This window comes from Natronorubrum marinum (genome assembly GCF_052040125.1).
In the GTDB taxonomy this organism is placed as follows: domain Archaea; phylum Halobacteriota; class Halobacteria; order Halobacteriales; family Natrialbaceae; genus Natronorubrum.
The window spans coordinates 1,822,914-1,840,486 of record NZ_JBPPFV010000001.1 but is presented as its reverse complement, the minus strand read 5'-3'; the positions used below and the strand labels follow the sequence as shown (position 1 = coordinate 1,840,486).

At 64.8% G+C, this 17,573-nt stretch carries 14 protein-coding genes; 3 read left to right on the top strand and 11 right to left on the bottom strand.

Annotated elements, in window-relative coordinates; all coding sequences use genetic code 11:
- Positions 1-238: 238 nt before the first annotated feature.
- Positions 239-904: an HAD family hydrolase gene (locus ACSFC5_RS09050; RefSeq protein WP_440764886.1), complete on the bottom strand. Its 666-nt coding sequence runs from the start codon at positions 902-904 to the stop codon at positions 239-241.
- 114 nt (positions 905-1,018) lie between these two features.
- On the opposite strand from ACSFC5_RS09050, the gene ACSFC5_RS09045 reads away from it, so the two are divergent.
- Both ACSFC5_RS09045 and ACSFC5_RS09040 read left to right on the top strand, forming a co-directional pair.
- Positions 1,019-2,695 carry an aldehyde ferredoxin oxidoreductase C-terminal domain-containing protein gene (locus ACSFC5_RS09045; RefSeq protein WP_440764885.1) on the top strand — a complete coding sequence of 559 codons (1,677 nt, stop codon included), beginning with the start codon at positions 1,019-1,021 and terminating at the stop codon, positions 2,693-2,695.
- 71 nt (positions 2,696-2,766) lie between these two features.
- Positions 2,767-4,653, top strand: coding sequence for a S9 family peptidase (locus ACSFC5_RS09040; RefSeq protein WP_440764884.1), 1,887 nt, complete (start codon positions 2,767-2,769; stop codon positions 4,651-4,653).
- A 262-nt stretch (positions 4,654-4,915) separates the two neighbouring features.
- Here the strand turns inward: ACSFC5_RS09040 and ACSFC5_RS09035 are convergent, their stop codons facing one another.
- Positions 4,916-6,139, bottom strand: coding sequence for an MFS transporter (locus ACSFC5_RS09035; RefSeq protein WP_440764883.1), 1,224 nt, complete (start codon positions 6,137-6,139; stop codon positions 4,916-4,918).
- Between the two features lie 138 nt (positions 6,140-6,277).
- Complete coding sequence (locus tag ACSFC5_RS09030; protein WP_440764882.1) at positions 6,278-6,559, bottom strand: MoaD family protein; 282 nt, start codon at positions 6,557-6,559, stop codon at positions 6,278-6,280.
- A 377-nt stretch (positions 6,560-6,936) separates the two neighbouring features.
- On the opposite strand from ACSFC5_RS09030, the gene ACSFC5_RS09025 reads away from it, so the two are divergent.
- A complete protein-coding gene (locus tag ACSFC5_RS09025; protein ID WP_440764881.1) occupies positions 6,937-8,151 on the top strand; it encodes a DUF418 domain-containing protein in 1,215 nt (404 codons plus the stop codon).
- Between the two features lie 120 nt (positions 8,152-8,271).
- On the opposite strand, the gene ACSFC5_RS09020 is transcribed toward ACSFC5_RS09025, so the two are convergent.
- The 8 genes from ACSFC5_RS09020 to ACSFC5_RS08985 form a co-directional block, all read right to left on the bottom strand.
- Positions 8,272-9,651, bottom strand: coding sequence for a uracil-xanthine permease family protein (locus tag ACSFC5_RS09020; RefSeq protein ID WP_440764880.1), 1,380 nt, complete (start codon positions 9,649-9,651; stop codon positions 8,272-8,274).
- 160 nt (positions 9,652-9,811) lie between these two features.
- Complete coding sequence (gene hpt, locus ACSFC5_RS09015; protein WP_440764879.1) at positions 9,812-10,357, bottom strand: hypoxanthine/guanine phosphoribosyltransferase; 546 nt, start codon at positions 10,355-10,357, stop codon at positions 9,812-9,814.
- Between the two features lie 132 nt (positions 10,358-10,489).
- A complete protein-coding gene (locus ACSFC5_RS09010) occupies positions 10,490-11,236 on the bottom strand; it encodes a hypothetical protein (RefSeq protein WP_440764878.1) in 747 nt (248 codons plus the stop codon).
- A gap of 188 nt (positions 11,237-11,424) precedes the next feature.
- Positions 11,425-12,024 carry a DJ-1/PfpI family protein gene (locus ACSFC5_RS09005; RefSeq protein WP_440764877.1) on the bottom strand — a complete coding sequence of 200 codons (600 nt, stop codon included), beginning with the start codon at positions 12,022-12,024 and terminating at the stop codon, positions 11,425-11,427.
- A 202-nt stretch (positions 12,025-12,226) separates the two neighbouring features.
- Complete coding sequence (locus ACSFC5_RS09000) at positions 12,227-12,724, bottom strand: GNAT family N-acetyltransferase (protein WP_440764876.1); 498 nt, start codon at positions 12,722-12,724, stop codon at positions 12,227-12,229.
- Between the two features lie 173 nt (positions 12,725-12,897).
- The gene (gene dnaJ / locus ACSFC5_RS08995) at positions 12,898-14,067 is read right to left on the bottom strand and encodes a molecular chaperone DnaJ (protein ID WP_440764875.1); all 1,170 of its coding nucleotides are present in this window, start codon (positions 14,065-14,067) and stop codon (positions 12,898-12,900) included.
- Between the two features lie 236 nt (positions 14,068-14,303).
- Positions 14,304-16,238 (bottom strand): molecular chaperone DnaK, encoded by a 1,935-nt coding sequence (gene dnaK, locus ACSFC5_RS08990; RefSeq protein ID WP_440764874.1) that lies wholly within the window; start codon positions 16,236-16,238, stop codon positions 14,304-14,306.
- 190 nt (positions 16,239-16,428) lie between these two features.
- Positions 16,429-17,556 carry a nucleotide exchange factor GrpE gene (locus ACSFC5_RS08985; RefSeq protein ID WP_440764873.1) on the bottom strand — a complete coding sequence of 376 codons (1,128 nt, stop codon included), beginning with the start codon at positions 17,554-17,556 and terminating at the stop codon, positions 16,429-16,431.
- Between the last annotated feature and the right edge of the window lie 17 nt (positions 17,557-17,573).

Genomic DNA, 17,573 nt, shown 5'->3' with positions numbered 1-17,573 from the left:
CGGTCCACTCCCACCGTCGTCAGCAAAAAGCGACGGCTGGAATCTGCCCGGTCGTCCCCGCTATCGGATCGTGGGGGGCGTGTAACACACGCGAGGGGGGTCCCCACCGGCCGCCGTTTTGTCGTAGCCACTGCAAGTCAGTGCACACCTGATCGCCGGACGGGTCGGCGATTAGTGTACGAACCGTTGCAGTTGTCAGTGTACGTTGTCGATACGTCCCCGTCGGCCGAGAGTCGGCTCACTCGAGGAGCGACGGTATCTGCGCGAGCGACGAGCAGTGGTACGTTGGCGTCACGTCGAAGGTGTCGTCGACGGACTCGTCGTCCGAGAGCTCGCGGGAGAGCAACATCGAGTCGATGCCCGCGTTGTCGGCGGCCCGGACGTCGACCGATCGATCGCCGACGTACAGCGCCGACTCGGCCTCGAGGGTCTCCATCGCGTCTTCGATGTTCGTCGGGTCGGGCTTTCGCCGGGCGAGACCGTCCGGCGTCAGCGCACAGCCGTAGACGGTCTCGAAGAGCGATCGGAGCCGGACTCGGTCGAGGACGGTCGTGACCACGGTGGGGTGGTTGTCGCTGACGATGCCCAGCGGCAGGTCGAGTGACCGAACGACGCTCACGTCGTCGTAGACGGAACGGAGTCCGCGCTCGATTTCGGCGAGCTGGGTGCGGATCAGTTCGCGCGCGGCCCGCGTACAGAAGACGTCGGTGTCGATCCCGAGGCTCCGACACCGGTCGGCGATCGACTCGAAGTCGCCGCGTACGAGTTCCTGAAGCGTCTCGGCCGCCGGTCCCGAGCGGTCGAACTGCTCGTACGTGCGGCCGAGCGCGTCGGATAGTCGCCGGGCGGATGGCGTCTCGACGACGACGCCGTCGAAGTCGAACAGAACCGCGTCGTACTGCATCACGGGATGGGTATTTGCTCCGAGATGATAACTCTACTGAGGCGACGCGCACGCTGCTATTTGCGTGTATTATATTGGCATATCACTAAGGTCCTCAATCTACAAGTCCGTGATATGCTCCACGCCACAGGGCCACTGCTCACCGTCGACGTCGGTGAGCGAACTGCGGACGAGACGATGATAGACGAGGTGCTCGAGGCGACGGTCGGCGGTCGGGCGACCGCGACGGCGCTCGCCTACGAGCGAATTCCCTTCGACGCGGATCCGTTCGGGTCCGAAAACCGGGCCTACCTCTCGACGGGGCCGCTCCAGCAGTCCCAGACGTCTTTCACCGGTCGGATGAACATGACCGGGCTCTCGCCGCTGACCGACGGCCTGGTCTCGACCAACGCCGGGGGCTACCTCTCGCGAAACTTCGTCGCGACGGGCTACAGCGTCCTCGAGGTCGCGGGCCAGAGCGACGAACTGCTCGCCGTTCACGTCACGGGTGACGGCGTCGAGTTCGAGGAAGTGCCGGCGCTCGAGGGGGCGACGGTGCCGGAGACCTCCGACTACATGGAGGACCAGCACGACCTCGGCCCCGAACACTGCATCGCGATCGGTCCCGCGGGCGAGAACCGCGTTCGGTTCGCGTCGGTGATGACGTTCGACTCGCGGGCTTTCGGCCGCGGCGGCCTCGGAGCCGTGCTGGGTTCGAAGAACGTCAAGTGCGTTACGTTCGATGGGAACGTCGAACCGCCGCTCGAGATCCCGAACCCGCCGGAGATGGATATCCACCGGGAGGCGGCCACTTCGGACGACCGAATGCGTCGCCAGGGAACCACGGGTGGGACGGAGTTCATCAACGACAACTTCTCGCTTCCCACCCGGTACTTCCGGGAGTACGAGTTCGAGGGCGCGGCCGACATCGGCGGCAACGCCGTCGAGGAGAAAAAGTACAAGAAGGGGGCCTGCTCGGCCTGTGCCTACGCCTGCAAACTTCCGACGCGAGACGAAGAGACCGGCGTCGAGACCGAGGGGCCGGAGTTCGAGACCGTCTACTCGTTCGGCTCCCAGCACGGCGTCGACGACATCGTTGACGTCATGCGGGCCAACGAACTCTGTGACACGCTCGGGATGGACACGATTTCGGCGGGCGTGACGGTCGCGGCCTACCTCGAGAGCGTCGACGAGTTCGGCAACGCCAAACTCGCCCAGGAGATCACCGAAAGGATTGCGTACCGAGCGGGCATCGGCGACACGCTCGCGGAGGGTGTCGCCCGCTGTCACGACGAACTCGGTGTCGAGAACTATACGGTCAAGGGGATGGAGTTCGCCGCCCACGACGGCCGCGTCCTCCACGGACAAGGACTCTCCTACGCCGTCGCGAACCGCGGCGCCGACCACATGTACGCGAGCATGCTGAGCCTCGAGTACGCCGGCCAGGTCGATCCGCAGGGCACGCTCGGGAAGGCGGAGACGCTCGTCGACCAGGAGAACCACAACGCGTTCCGTGACACCGGGATCGTCTGTGCCTTCGGCGACGACTACGTCACCGAAGAGCGCCTCGAGACCCTGTTCGACGCCGACTACGCGGACCTCATGCTCGTCGGCGCTCGGACCGTCGAACTCGAGCGCCACTTCAACAATCAGCGCGGCTTCGACCGCGACGACGACGGCGTGCCCTACGACCTGCCGGACATCGAGGACGCGATCGCGGAGTACTACGACGCCCGCGGCTGGTCTGAGGACGGGGTTGTCACCGACGCGAGACTCGAGTCCGTGACCGGAACTGTGCGCTCCGACGATTAGGAACGGGCCCGATCGGTACCTCCCTTGCTACTTCTCGAACGCTTAAGTCAGTTCGTTGAAACGGTGCAACAATGAGCGACTCAGACGAATCCGTGCTCGAGGAACTCGCAGGGCTGCCGACGATCGCCCACCCGACCGTCTCGCCGGCCGGCGACGAGGTCGCGTGCTATTACGACGTCACCGGCCGAAACGAACTGCACGTCGTCGACGTCGAGAGCGGCGATCTCGAGCGCTGGTCCGACGGCGAGGTGCCGCGCAACGCTCGCTGGTACGTCGCCTGGGGTGCCGACGGCGACCGCGTCTTCTTCCACCTCGACGACGCCGGGGACGAGCAGAACGACATCTACGCGCTGTCCCGCGACGGGTCGGTGGAACCGATCGTCGAGATGGACGGTCAGGTCGTCCTGCAGGAGGTCGGCGAGGACGGCGAGACGCTCCTCGTGGGCTCGAACCGGGACGGGCAACTGAACGTCTACCGGCACGACCTCTCGAGCGGCGAAACGACCAAGATCACCGACTACGAGCGGGCGGTCTGGGAGGCTCATCTCTCGCCCGACGGCGAGCGGATCGCGTACGCGACCAACGAGACCGACGACTTCGACAACCGAGACGTCTACGTCGCGAACGCGGACGGCTCGGATCCCAGAAATCTCGAGATCGGCGAGACCGGTGCGGAAGCCACGCCGGCGGACTGGGGGCCGGACGGCGAGTGGCTGCTCGTCGGCGACAACACGACCGATCTCGGCCGTATCGGCGTCTACGACCTCGCGGCCGAGGACGTAACCTGGTACGGCGACGGCGAGTACGACGAGCAGCCGATCGCGGTGCTCTCCGGCGGCGACCGACTCCTCGCCACCCGCAGTCGGAACGCGAACGCCGTTCCCGTCGTCTACGATCGAGAGTCGGGTGCGGGTCGAGAACTCGACCTCCCCGAGGGCGTCACCTCGTTCGGAATGGGGCCAACGGGGATCAGTATCGACGAGGATCGGATCCTCCTCGAGCACACCAGCCCGACGCGGCGTCCGGAACTGCTGGTCTACAATCTTGAGACCGACGAATACGAGACGCTGCTCGAGGCCGAGTACGGGCCGTTCGATCCCGACGACTTCGCCGACGCCGACTACCTGACGTTCGACTCGGACGGCGTCCCCGAGACGCCGGCTCGAGCGGTCGAGCACGAGCCGTACGACGAATTCGAGATCGGCGCGCTCCTCTACGACTCAGGCGAACGACCCTCGCCGCTGATCGTCAACCCCCACGGCGGCCCGCGCGGTCGCGACGACACGTCGTTCGACCTCTACGCGCAGACGCTGGTCTCGCAGGGGTTCTCGGTGCTGCAGGTCAATTACCGGGGATCGACCGGCCACGGCCGCGAGTTCGTCGAGGAACTGCTCGACGACTGGGGCGGCGCCGAACAGGGCGACGTCGCGACGGCCGTCGAGCACGCCCTCGAGCGCCACGACTGGCTCGAGGAGGACCGCGTCGTGGTCTTCGGGGGGTCCTACGGCGGCTACTCGGCGTACTGGCAACTCGTCCAGTACCCCGACCTCTACGACGCCGGAATCGCGTGGATCGGTCTCACCGACCTCGAGGAAATGTACGAGACCACGATGGACCACTTCCGCATCGAATTGATGGAGAAGTACCTCGGCACGCCCGCGGAGAATCCGGCCCTCTACGAGGACCGCTCGCCGCTTACGCACGTCGAGAACCTCGACGCCCCCATCTGCATCGTCCACGGAGTCAACGACCGACGCGTTCCCGTCTCGCAGGCGCGGCTGTTCCGCGAGGCGCTCGAGGAGCGCGGACTCGAGGCGGGCGAAACCGGCGCGTTCGAGTACCACGAACTCGGCGAGGAGGGCCACGCCTCCTCCGACCAGGCGCAGAAGCTCCGGCTCTTTCGGCTGCTGACGGACTTCCTCGAGCGGCGCGTCGGCGGAGAGCGAGCGGACGCCTGATCGACGAGCGAAATGCAAAACCGGGCCGCACGGGTATTGTCGGCGTGCAGTGTGCGGCCCGTTATCGTGCTTGGACACGATGCGACCAGCCTACCATCGGACTTGCTATCGCCCGACCGCACGACAGCCTCGTCTCCTCAGTCGCATAAATCCATGCCAGTCAACTTCATGCAAGGTGTGGTGGGGCTGGATTGATCTCGACTTGCCGGAGCGGCGTGCCGGACCAAACTGGAGGCTCGTTTCGGAACAATCGAACGACTGATCAGTCAGTCCCCCGCTTCGTCATCGCGAGGAAGCCGGCTAGCAGGAGTCCGAGCGCCGGGAAGAGGGCGAGGACGAGAAAGAGCAGGGACGTCCCGCCGTAGGTGAGGGCGACGCCGGCGATGGACGCCCCCGCGGCTCCGATGCCGAAGACGCCGAGATACGTGACGCCGAACGACAGCCCGTGGACGTCCGCAGTGGCGTATTTTCCGATCAGCGCCTGGTGAATCGGGGCTTCGACGTAGACGAAAAAGCCGAGCGCCGCACAGACAAGCAGCGTCGCGACGAGACCGGCACTCGTGGCAACGGGAAAGAGCAACGAGACGACGATCAGCGCAACGAACGCGCCGACGATGGCCCACTCGGGCGAGCGATAGTCGCTCACCCGTCCACCGACGTACTGACCGACGGCACCGATCAACAGCAGGCCGGCGTAGACGTACTGACTCGGTTCGAACGTCTCGCCGGCGACGATGACGGGATCGAAGACGGGCAACGCCGCGAGAACGTCCGGAAGGAACGTAAAGACGCCCCGGTAGTACGTCCCCGCGAGCATCGCGATGACGAACACGACAGCGAAGCTGCCGGCGAAGAGCAGTTTCGTTCGCTCGAGCAGCGTCGTGAGCCCGTTTCCCGAGTCGGGTGTCGAAGCGGAATCGGCGTCGACGCCCGCCCGCTCGTCGAAGCGAAAGATCGAGGCCGCGAGGACGGCGACGCCGGCGGGGACGGCGAACAGTGCGGCGACGAGCCGCCAGTCCAGGAGCGTCAACGCGATCGCCGCCGCGAGCGGACCGACCGCGGTCCCAACGTTACCCGCGACGCCGTGGTACGCGAGGACGGTCCCCTGCTGTTCCGAACCGCGGGTGATCAGCGAGAGTCCCGCGGGATGATAGAGGCTCGCCGCGGCGCCCCAGAGCACGAGCGCGACGCCGAGCAGCCAGACGGTCGGCGCGAGACCGACGAGCACGAAGCCGGCGCCCATGCCGATCATCGAGAGGACGACCAGCCGTCTCGAGCCGTACCTGTCGGCGAGTGCGCCACTCGGCAGCGCGCCGAGTCCGATGAGCGCGTAGCCGACCGCGACCACCGTGCCGAGGACGGCCGGCGAGACGTCGAACGCGTCCAGCCAGACGACGACGAACAGCGGGATCGTCAGTTCGTACAGGTGGAACGTCGCGTGCCCGATCATCGCGAATCGGGCGATTGCGCGATCGTTCCGGTCCATAGCGTGGCTAATCAGGTGTATTGGTTAGTCGTTCCGATCGGCACAGGTGGCAGGTGCTCGAGGGCGAGCACGCGATCGTCAGCCCGTTCGTAGCGACAGTCTAGCGTCGCAGTTCGACGCGGCGACCCCGTTGGCCGATCAGCCACCGTACACTGACGGTACCAGCCGAATCACGTCAGCCTTCTCGAGTTCCGTCTCGAGACCGTCGATATGCGTCACGTCTCGTTTGTTCTTCGTGACGACCGCCTTTCCAACCGGTTCGTTCCCGTCGTCGGACACGAGTTCCCCCTCGAGATCGGGGTACGTCGACTCGAGATCGAGGAGGAGTTCGCCTACGTGCTCGGCGTCCGTCTCGTGGCGGACGGTCTTCTCGCCGACGGCGTCGCGAAACGGGCCGAAGAAGACGCACTCGAGTTGCACGACACGAGGTTCGGCGCCACAACTCTTGAAATCGACGGTTCCGCCGATAGCCAGACGGCGATCCTGACTTCGGCGCTCGCAGACAGTGCAGGGAGACAGCTCCCGATCGTCCGACCTGTACGATTCACCTCTCCGTCAATTTTCTCGAGGCGATCCCCGGGGAGGACACGTCGATCACCGAGTACCCAACCGAGCACGTCGGCACCTCGGCCGCCGCGGAGACCCACGAGGTGAGGTGACCGGCGGTTCGCGAGTGGCTCTCGGGTCGGACGGGCGGAGGAAAGTACGACGTGACTAGGGCTATCTCCGTGAGTCGGGTCTACCGACGGTCGGCGGGAAACGCATTTCGCGTCGGCCACACTACGAGACGGGACGGGATGAGTTCCGAAAACGGTCCAATGTCGCCGTCGGAACGTGTCGTTGCCCTCGATGCGCTCCGCGGAGTCGCGCTTCTCGGCATTCTGGTGATCAATATTCGGGTGTTCTCGATGCCCGAGGTGGTCCTGTCCAATCCGACGGCGTACGGCGATCTGTCCGGCGGAAACTACTGGGTCTGGTTCGTCGGACACGTGTTCGTGGAGGGGAAGTTTATCACGCTGTTCACGTTTCTGTTCGGCGCCGGCGTCGTGTTGTTTACGCGGAGCGTCGAGAAGCGGGGACGCTCCTCGCTCGGATTACACGTCCGGCGGTTCGGGTGGCTCGTCGTGTTCGGCCTCGGGCACGCCTACTTGCTCTGGTACGGCGACATTCTCGTCGCGTACGGCGTCTGTGCCTTCGGCGTCGTCGTCCTTCGCGACCATCCGCCGCGGCCGCTGGCACGTCTCGGGGTCGTCCTGCTGCTGATTCCGTCCGCCATCGAAGTGCTGGCGGGATTGGCTCTGGACCCGACTGTGATTGCGAGTACGTGGCGACCGCCGGAGACGGCTCTGCAAGCCGAAGTCGAAACGTACCGAAGCGGGTGGCTGACCCAGATGGAACACCGGGCTCCGGCGGCGTTTCAGCGACAGACGTCTGGATTTCTGGGATACACTGTGTTTCGCGTGAGCGGATCGATGCTGCTCGGGATGGCGCTTTTCAGGTGGGGCGTTTTGACAAACGACCGTCCGTCGCAGTTCTACCGCCGACTGATCGGAATCGGCGCTATCAGCGGCCTCTCCCTCGTTCTTGCCGGCGTCTGGTACATTCAGGCGAGTGACTGGAGCGCCGGGGCGGCGCTGTTTTGGCGCCAGTTCAACTACTGGGGGAGCCTCCCCCTCGCCGGCGCCTACGTCGGCGCGGTCATGCTGTACTGTCGGTGGCGTCCCGAGAGCGCCACGGTTCTGGCGTTAGCAGCCGTCGGTCGGACCGCGTTCAGCAACTACCTCCTGCAGACGGTGCTCGCCACGTCGATTTTCTACGGACACGGACTCGGGCTGTTCGGACAGGTGACTCGAGTCCAAGCGCTCGGAATCGTCGTGGCCATCTGGGCGGTACAGATTCCGCTCTCGGTGCTCTGGCTGCGGTACTTTCGGTTCGGTCCGATAGAGTGGCTGTGGCGCGTGCTCACGTATCGGAGTCGCCAGCCGTTCCGACTGGACCGGACCGTGAGATGAGGACGGAGCGACGCTCCTGCCGTCGGTCGCGTCGGCGCCCGGATCGCCGGCTCCGAATCAGGACTGGTGACGATGGCTACTGAACGATCGATGACGGGGAAGAGAAACGATGAATCGGAGTCAGTCGTCGCTCGGACCGACCGCGGGCTCCGGGTCGGCGGAATCCTCCACCGGGATGTCGAACAGCGGACTCTGCTCGCCGGGGACAAACGTGTTGAGCAGCAGGGCCGACAGCGCGGTCATGATGACGGGTTCGCCGAAGAACGTCTCGGCCGCGTTCGGGAGCCCGGAGAGCGCCTCGGGGGTCGTCGCGACGCCGAGTCCGAGGCCGAGCGAGACGGCGACGATAACCATGTTGCGCCGGTCGAGGTCGGTGTGCAGGACGATCAACCGGACGCCGCTGGCGGCGACCATACCGACCATGAGCAAGACGGCGCCCCCGAAGACCGCGCTGGGGATCGTCGTGACCGCGGCACCCACCTTCGGGCTGAGTCCGAGAATCGCGAGAATCACGCCGCTGATGCCGACGACGTGACGGCTCATCACGCCCGTGAAGTTGACGATGCCGACGTTCTGGGAGAACGACGTGATCGGGAACGCGGCGAAGACGGCGCCGATCGAACTCAGGAGGCCGTCGTTGAACAGCCCGCCGCGGAACTCCTCGTCCGTCGGATTTCGGCCTTCGGCGGCCGTAACGCCGGACATGTCGCCGACGGTCTCCATCGCGGAGACGAGAAAGAGGAAGGCGAAGACGACGATGGCGATCGGTTCGAACTCGAAGCCGAACCTGGTCGGCGAGGGAACGGCGACCCAGGCCGCCTCGCCGATCGGCGAGAAGTCGACCAGCCCGAACGCGACGGCGACGACGTAGCCGATGGCGATTCCGGCGAGGATGCTCAGCAGTCGCGCGACGCCTCGAGTGAACAGGTTGAGACCGACGGCGATGGCCAGGACGAGTGCGGCCAGGCCGATGTTGTGAAGCGCGCCGTAGTCGTCCGCGCCGACGCCGCCGGCGGCGTAGTCCATGCCGACGGGGATGAGGTAGAGGCCGATGATGACGACGACGAGTCCGGTGACGAGCGGCGGGAAGAAGGGTTTGATGCGTTTGAACTGCCAGCCGATCAGGCCCTCGACGGCGAAACCGGTGACGAGAATCGCCCCGAAGACCGCGGCCATGCCGTAATCGATCCCGATCGTCACCGCCGCGCCGACGAACGTGAAACTCGAGCCCATCACGATCGGCAGGCGCGCGCCGACGGGGCCGACGGTGTACGCCTGCACGACCGTCGCCAGTCCCGAAAACAGGAGGACCATCTGGACGATGTACGCCGTGTCGGCGACGCTGAGGCCGACGTCGCCGGCGACGATGAAGGCCACTGCCGTCGCCGGGACGATCATGACCGCGACGTGTTGTAAGCCGAGGAGGACCGACTTCGGCCACGGTGGCTTGTCGTCGAGCCCGTACTCCAGTTGAATACTCCCGTCCGTTTCGTTCGACATGCTATGGCCGCCACGTTGCGGAGCACTCACCAAAAAGATTCGTATGTGAGCGTATATTGGCGTCTCGAACGTCACCGTTTATCCACGAACGTGTATAGTCGAATGGTCCGTGGCGACACACGACAGGCTCTCGGCGTCGTCGATTTTCGCTCGGAATCGGTTAGTGGACGGTGACTTCCCCGTCCTCGACGGTGATGTCGATGAGGCTGGTCGCCTCGAATTCGGTCTCGTCCAGCGCGGACGGCCCCACCTTCCGCATCACGACGACGATGTCCTCGATCTCGGCGCCGATGTCGTCCAGTGCGGTGCAGATGGACGCCAACGTTCCCCCCGTCGAGAGCATGTCGTCGACGATGAGGACGCGGTCGCCCGCCTCGACGTCGTTGATGTACATTTCCGACTCCGAGTAGCCGGTCTGCTGGTGTAACGAGACCTCTCCCTCGAGGCCGTACGGTCGCTTGCGGATCACGACCAGCGGAATGTCGGTTTGGAGCGAGAGCGCGGTCGCGAGGTGGATACCCATGGCCTCCGGAGCGACGATCTTGTCGACGTCCAGATCGGCCGTCCGCATGACCTCGATGACGACCTCCCGCAGGAGGGCCGGATCGAGCATCGGCACGCCGTTACTGATCGGGTGCACGAGGTACTCGTAGCCGTCTTTGTCGATGATCGGCGCGTCGTCCAGCGAGGCGAGAAGTTTCTCCATGGAGTCGATTGGCGCAATCGGGGGAAAAGCGGTTCGCTCTTGCGTCTGTTCGAGACCGGTTCGCCGTCCGCGTCCTCGAGACCGGTTCACCTCCCGCGTCTTCGTGGCCGACGCGTCCCTGTCAGCGGCCGGTCACTCGAGGGAAACGTCGCGCAGTTCGATCCGGGTCGGCTCCGGCACCGACTCGCTCGAGAGTCCGTACTCGCCGCGCTCGGCCGTCGTCTCGTCCTCCTCGCCGGTGAGGACGATCACGCCGTCAGCGAGCATCGGTGCGAGAACGCCCCCGATTACGGCTCGAGGGTCCGCGAGCGACTCGCGGACGACGACGCGGTCGCCGGCCTCGAGGCCGTACGATTCGACGATCTCGCTGGCTGCCTCGAGCGCATCTCCGTGACTCACGTCCCGTTCGCCGTCGGTCAGAAGCGTCGTCTCGGGATCGATATCCAGCGGCGGGAAGGCTGGGTTCTCGCTCCAGACGCCGGCGTCGAAGTGATGGATATCGGGTTCATCGGGTTGCTGTCCGTAGCCGACCCGCTGGGCGCCCCGCGGAAGGGTGTAGCCCCCGACCTCGAGAGCCACAACGGGAGCGACGAGCGCGCGGAAGTTCTCCTCGTCGGTGAGGTCCATCGGGGGCTCGAACCGCGTCGTCCCCTCGAGGAGCGTCGTACCGAAAAAGGCGAGCAGGGGAAGCGGTTCCTCGCCGACGATGCCGACGGTGACGTCCTTCCGGACGCCCGCGTGCCGCAGGAAGTTCCCGGCCTTCCAGGACGTCGTACACAGCCAGTGCGTGTCGAACTCCCGGCCCGTCGCGTCCACGAGCGCCGTGCGATCGTCACGGCGGTCGCGCGTGAGCAGGTCGTCCACTGTCTCGGCGGTCATGTGCGTGACTCGAGGCCCGGTCGAAAAAAGGACGCCGACTCGAGGCGGTGGTACTGCGGCCAGCGGCCGCCATACGTCGGGACGTTCGTCCCGGTGGCCGCTGTTGTCATACGGTTTGCTGTAAGTCATTTCCGGTGCAACCACGACCGTCCTGCGGTTGCACCGGTACATCGTTACAGCAAACCGTATCAGTCGTCCGCCGCCGCGGGCGCGGCGTCCTGATGATCGATCTCGGTGCCGAGGCTCTCGAGGAACTCGGCGAGCCACTCGGGGTGGTCGGGCCAGGCCTGTCCCGTCACGAGGTTCCCCTCGCGCGTGACGCCGTCCGCCCAGTCCCCGCCGGCGATTCGGACGTCCGCCTCGAGCGCGGGATAGCCGGTACAGGTTCGACCTTCGAGGACGTCCGCGGCGGCGAGGATCTGGACGCCGTGACACAGCGCGGCGACGGGTTTGTCTTCCTCGAAGAAGTGGCGGGTGATCTCGAGGACCTCGTCGTACGTCCGGAGGTACTCGGGCGCGCGGCCGCCGGGAACCACGAGCGCGTCGTAGTCGGCGGGGTCGACCGCGTCGAAGTCGTGGTTCAGTTCGAAGTTGTGTCCCGGCTTCTCGGTGTAGGTCTGGTCGCCCTCGAAGTCGTGGATCGCGGTCGGACAGGTATCGCCCTCGGCCTTTTCGGGACAGACGGCGTGGACCTCGTGGCCGACCATCTGTAGGGCCTGGAACGGGACCATTATCTCGTAGTCCTCGACGTAATCGCCGGCGAGGAGTAGAATTCGTTTGTTGGACATGGGTATCGTCTCTCCACGTGTTACTACTCCAACAACCACCTTAACCTGTGTGGGGCGATATCGTGACACGTTCCAGTGACGTTCTCGAGCGAATCGTTGCAGTAGTTGATGAGACAGTTTCGGTGTACCGATTTGGAGACACGTGTACAGGCACATCAGTTCCGAATAAACGCATTTCTGACATAGCGGTTGGATGTGTCACTCACAACGTCTTTTTCATCTCGACGGCTGGTCCCTTGACTTCGCCGCCGAACTTGTGAGTGATCGTTTCGACGGTTTCGAATCCAAGCTCTGCGTAAAACTCGCGAGCGTTGATTGACGCCCACAATCCTACGGAATCGAGTCGCCGTCTCCTCGCTTCGGACTCCAGTTTCTGGTAGAGTGACGTTCCAACACGTTGCCGGGTGAAATGAGGATGGACGTAGACTGCGCGAATTTCGCCTTCGACGTCGGCTCGAAAATACTCGGCTGCCTCGGGTCGTAACTCCCCGAAACCTACAATCCTCTCATCAATCTCGGCCACCAGAAAGTAGGTCTCGGCCGATTCGAACTGGTAGCTGTCCGGGTCCTTCCCCGCTGCCCACGCAGAGACAACATCCCGCGAATACGCCATTGGGGCGAGTTCGCGGATGGATTTTTCGTGCACAGTAGCCACCGCCTCTGCATCCGATCTGGTGGCTTCTCTTACGAGTGGTTCCATGCAATCCGATCGCATGTCAGGCGTTTATTTTCTTTGTCTGTGCTGCGAGTTTCGCACGTGTTCTACCTGATCAAATACGTACTCCCGTCTACTGCCTGGAAATTGGATCGCAAAATTGGAACCGCACACCGGCTGAAGGCGTAACCGGCCGTGGCAGGGCTCGCTCGCGACGATCAGAACGCTCGCTTGATTTTCTCGAAGAAGCCCTCTTTGACTTCGATCTCGTCGCCGCCGGCTTCGGCGAACGCCTCGAGCGCGTCGCGCTGGTCCTCGTTCAGGCTGTCGGGCGTGACGATCTGGACCTGCACGAAGAGGTCGCCGTGCCCGCGACGGCGGAGGCGGGGCATGCCTTTGCCCTCGAGGCGGAACGTCTCGCCGCTCTGGGTCCCCTTCGGGATCTCGAACTCCGCGGCGCCGTCGAGGGTGGGCACTTCGACGGTGTCGCCGAACGTCGCCTGCGGGAACGAGATCGGGAGCCGATACTGGAGGTCGTCGCCATCGCGTTCGAACTCCTCGTGGTCGCGGATCGAGACGTCGATGAGCAGGTCGCCGTGGCGTCCGCCTTCGGGGCTGGGTGCGCCCTCGCCTTCCATCCGGAGCGTCTGTCCCTCCTGAATGCCCTCGGGGACGTCGACGGTCAGCGAGGCCTCGTTCCGGACGTAGCCCTCGCCGCGACAGTCGCCGCAGGTCTCGGAGTACAGCGTCCCGTCGCCCTCACAGCGGGGACAGGCCGTCGTCTGCTGGACTCGCCCCAGCGGCGTCTGCTGGACCTGGGTGACCTGGCCGCGACCCTGACACTCGGGGCAGGTCTCCGAATCCGCGTCGGGCGGGTGCCCCTCGCCGTCGCAGGTGTTACACTCCTCCGGCCGTTCGACGGTGAACTGCTTTTCGACGCCGTCGTAGGCCTCCTCGAGGTCGATCCGGAGTTCGGTTCGTAGATCCCGTCCCTTTCGCGGTCGACGACGGCCGCGGCCGCCGCCACCGCCGCCGAAGACCTGTTCGAAGATGTCGCCGAGCCCGCCGCCCATGCCACCGCCGCCACCGCCCACGCCGCCGAACGGTCCGCCACCCATCCCGCCGGCGCCGCCCGCCTCGCCGGCGTCGAAGCCGTGTTTTTCGGCCTGCTCGTAGCGGTCGTGACCCATCCGGTCGTACGCCTTGCGCTTTTCCTCGTCCGTGAGGACCTGCTTTGCCTTCTGGATCCGTTTGAACTTTTCTTCGGCGTCGGGGTCGTCGCTGACGTCCGGATGGTACTCAGTGGCTTTCTTCCGGTACGCCTGTTTGATATCCTCGGTCGACGCATCGGGGCTCACGCCGAGTGCGTCGTAGAAGTCCTCGCTCATTCGTTGTCGAACCGATACTCGGTTGAGGCACTTGAAACGAACGTTCCACACGTACCTTTTTCTCGTCGGGTTCGCTCGCTTCGCTCGCTCACCGCTCCTCCAAAAATCTACGCTAAAAAAGCCGCTCGCTCACTTCGTTCGCTCGCGGGTGCAGTGCTTGCGTCTCATCCGCAACGGTAACACCGCCGCAGTCACTGTCCGTCCATCAAGTGATGGAGTGAGCTGAATACGACGACTTACTCGTCTTCTTCTTCGTCCTCGACTTCGTCGGCGATATCCTCGAAGTCGGCGTCCACGTACTCCTCGCCTTCGCCGCCGGCTGCAGCGCCGTCTGGGCCTGGGTTCGGTCCACCACCCATGCCGCCTGGGCCTGCGCCCGCGGCACCGCCGGCCGCGCCGCCTGCGGCACCGCCAGCGCCCGCCGCGCCGGCTTCCTGGTAGATCTGCTTGCCGATCTCCTGAAGCTCCTTGCTCAGGTCCTCGGTCGCGGCTTCGATATCGTCGGCGTCCGCGTCGGTGTCGTCGATCGTCTCCTCGAGCTCCTCGACGGCCGCTTCGATGTCACCGCGGAGGTCGTCGTCAACGTCCTCGTTCTCCTCGAGGAGCGTCTCGGCGCGCTGGATCGTGGCCTCGGCCGTGTTGCGGGCCTCGATGCGCTCGCGCTTTTCCTTGTCCTCTTCGGCGTGTTTCTCGGCTTCGGCCTGCATCTTCTCGATCTCGGTGTCGGAGAGACCGGCGCCGCCCTCGATGGTGATCTCCTCGCTTTCACCGGTGCCCTTGTCCTCCGCGCTCACGTTGACGATCCCGTTCTCGTCGATGGAGAACGTGACCTCGATCTGCGGCGTGCCCGCGGGGGCTGGCGGAATACCGGTCAGGTGGAACTCGCCGAGCATCTCGTTTTTCTGGGCCAGTTCGCGTTCGCCCTGGAAGACCCGAACCTGCACGGAGGTCTGGTTGTCCGCCGCGGTGGTGAAGATCTTCGACTCCTCCGTCGGAATCGTCGTGTTCTTCTCGATAAGTCGCTCGAAGAGACCGCCCTTGACCTCGATACCGAGCGAGAGCGGCGTCACGTCGAGCAGGACGATGTCGTCGACTTCGCCGCCGAGGACGCCGCCCTGAATCGCGGCGCCCAGCGAAACGGCTTCGTCGGGGTTGACGTTCTTCTGGGGTTCCTTGCCGGTCAGTTCCTCGACCTTCTCTGCGACCTGTGGCATTCGCGTCGAGCCACCGACGAGGAGGACCTCGTCGATGTCGTCTTTCTCGTAGCCTGCGTCCTCGAGCGCCTGCTCCGTCGGTTCGACGGTGCGCTCGATGAGATCGCTGGTGAGCGACTCGAACTTCGCGCGCGTCATGGACTCCTCGAGGTGGATCGGGCCGTCGTCGGTCGCGGTAACGAACGGCAGGTTGATCTCGGTCTCTTTTCGGCTCGAGAGCTCGATCTTGGCCTCCTCGGCGGCGTCCTTGAGCCGCTGGAGGGCCTGTCGGTCGTCGCGCAGGTCGATGCCGTGTTCGGCCTCGAACTCGTCGGCGAGCCAGTCGATGATGGCTTCGTCCCAGTCGTCGCCGCCGAGATCGTTGTCACCGTTCGTCGCGACGACTTCGTAGACGCCGCCGCCGAGATCGAGAATAGAAACGTCGAACGTACCGCCACCGAGGTCGTAGACGAGCACGGTCTGGTCGGAGTCGTCGTCGAGGCCGTACGCCATGGAGGCGGCCGTCGGCTCGTTGATGATGCGCTCGACCTCGAAGCCGGCGATCTCGCCGGCGTCTTTGGTCGCCTGGCGCTGTCGGTCCGAGAAGTACGCGGGGACCGTGATGACGGCCTTCTCGACTTCGTCGCCGAGGTAGTCTTCGGCGTCGCGTTTGATCTTCTGGAGGATCATCGCCGAGATCTGTTCCGGCGTGTACTCCTCGTCGTCTACCTCGACGGTATAGTCTTCCTCGCCGATGTGGCGTTTGATCGAGGCGATCGTCTTTTCGGGGTTCTGAATCGCCTGGTTCTTCGCCGGCTTGCCGACGAGTCGCTCGTCGTCGTCGGTAAAGGCGACGACGGAGGGTGTCGTCCGTTCGCCCTCGGCGTTGACGATGATTTCCGGATCGCCACCTTCCATCACCGCGAACGCGCTGTTCGTCGTCCCCAAGTCGATTCCGAGAATTTTGTTGCTGGCCATCGTGGCAGGCTATTGTGCGCACTTTGTTTTAAAGGTTACTAGGCAGTATCGTGAGTCGAATAAAATCCACTCAAACGCCCGGAGACGACGGGAGAAGCGGCTGTAACGGCTCGAGTCTATTCGACTTTGGCGACGATAATATCGTGTCGGTTGCCGGGAATGATGAGACGATGAGCGACCGACTACTCTTTCAGTTGGCAGGTCCGTCGGAGTCGGTGGGGCCGTCCGCTTCGGCGTCCGCGGACTCGTCGCTCGCGACGTCGCCGCCGAGTTCGATCGCTGCCTCCTCGTCCTCCCCGCCGACCGATTTCTCGGCGTCGTCGGCAGCCGCACTGTCACCGCTCGAGTCCGCATCCGCGTCCGACGTTTCGGACGCGTCCTCGGTCTCCTCGCCGCCGTCCTCGCCGTCGCTTTCGTCCGTCGTCTCTTCCTCGGCCTCGAGTTCGCCGTTCGAGACCGTTACCTGTGCGTTCTGGATGACCTTGTCGCCCATCTCGTAGCCGGGCGTGTAGACGTCGGCGACGGTCCCCTCCGGCTGAGCGCTGCCGACCTGCATCATAACCTCGTGGCGCTGTGGGTCGGTCGCGGTGCCGGGCTCGGGATCGATCTCCGAGACGTTCTCGTCCTCCAAGATGCGGTCGAACTCCCGTTTCGTCATCTCGACGCCCTGCCGGAGGCTCTCCGCGTCGTCGCTGTCCTCCTCGAGGGCGCGTTTCAGATTGTCGCGAACGCCGAGCAGCCGTTCGACGAGGTCCTCCGTCGCTCGGTCCTTGATCTGCTGCTGGCGCTTCTTGGCTCGCTTCTTGTAGTTCTGGAAGTCGGCCTGCTTGCGCTTGAGGCGACTTTTCAGATCCTCGACCGTCTCCTCGTGCTCCTCGACCTGTTCCTCCTGCGTCTCGAGTTCGTCCTGTAGCTCGCCGATGGTCTCGGCCTGTTCCTCGACGCGCTCGGAGAGGTCCTCGAGCTCCTCGCGCTGGTGGGCGACGGTGCCGTTCAGATCGCGGGCTTCGTCGACGATGGCGCTGACCTGGTGGGCGAGTTCGTCGTCGTACTCGGTCACGTCGTCGAGCAGTTGCTGAATGTCCTCGCTCGTCTGAGGCGCTGCGGACGGTTCGCCGTCGGATTCATCGACGGCGTCCGACGCAGGGACGCTCGAGTCGTCGCCGTCCGATTCGGAGTTGCCAACAGGGACGGATTCGGCGTCCGACTCGTCCGTGCCTGCCGAGTCGGATTCGCCGTCGATCATCTCGCCGTCGTCGGATTGCTCCTCGGACGGGACACCCTGGGCTGAGGAGTTCGTGCCCTCGTCTTCGCTCATGTGCCAGTCAAGGAACA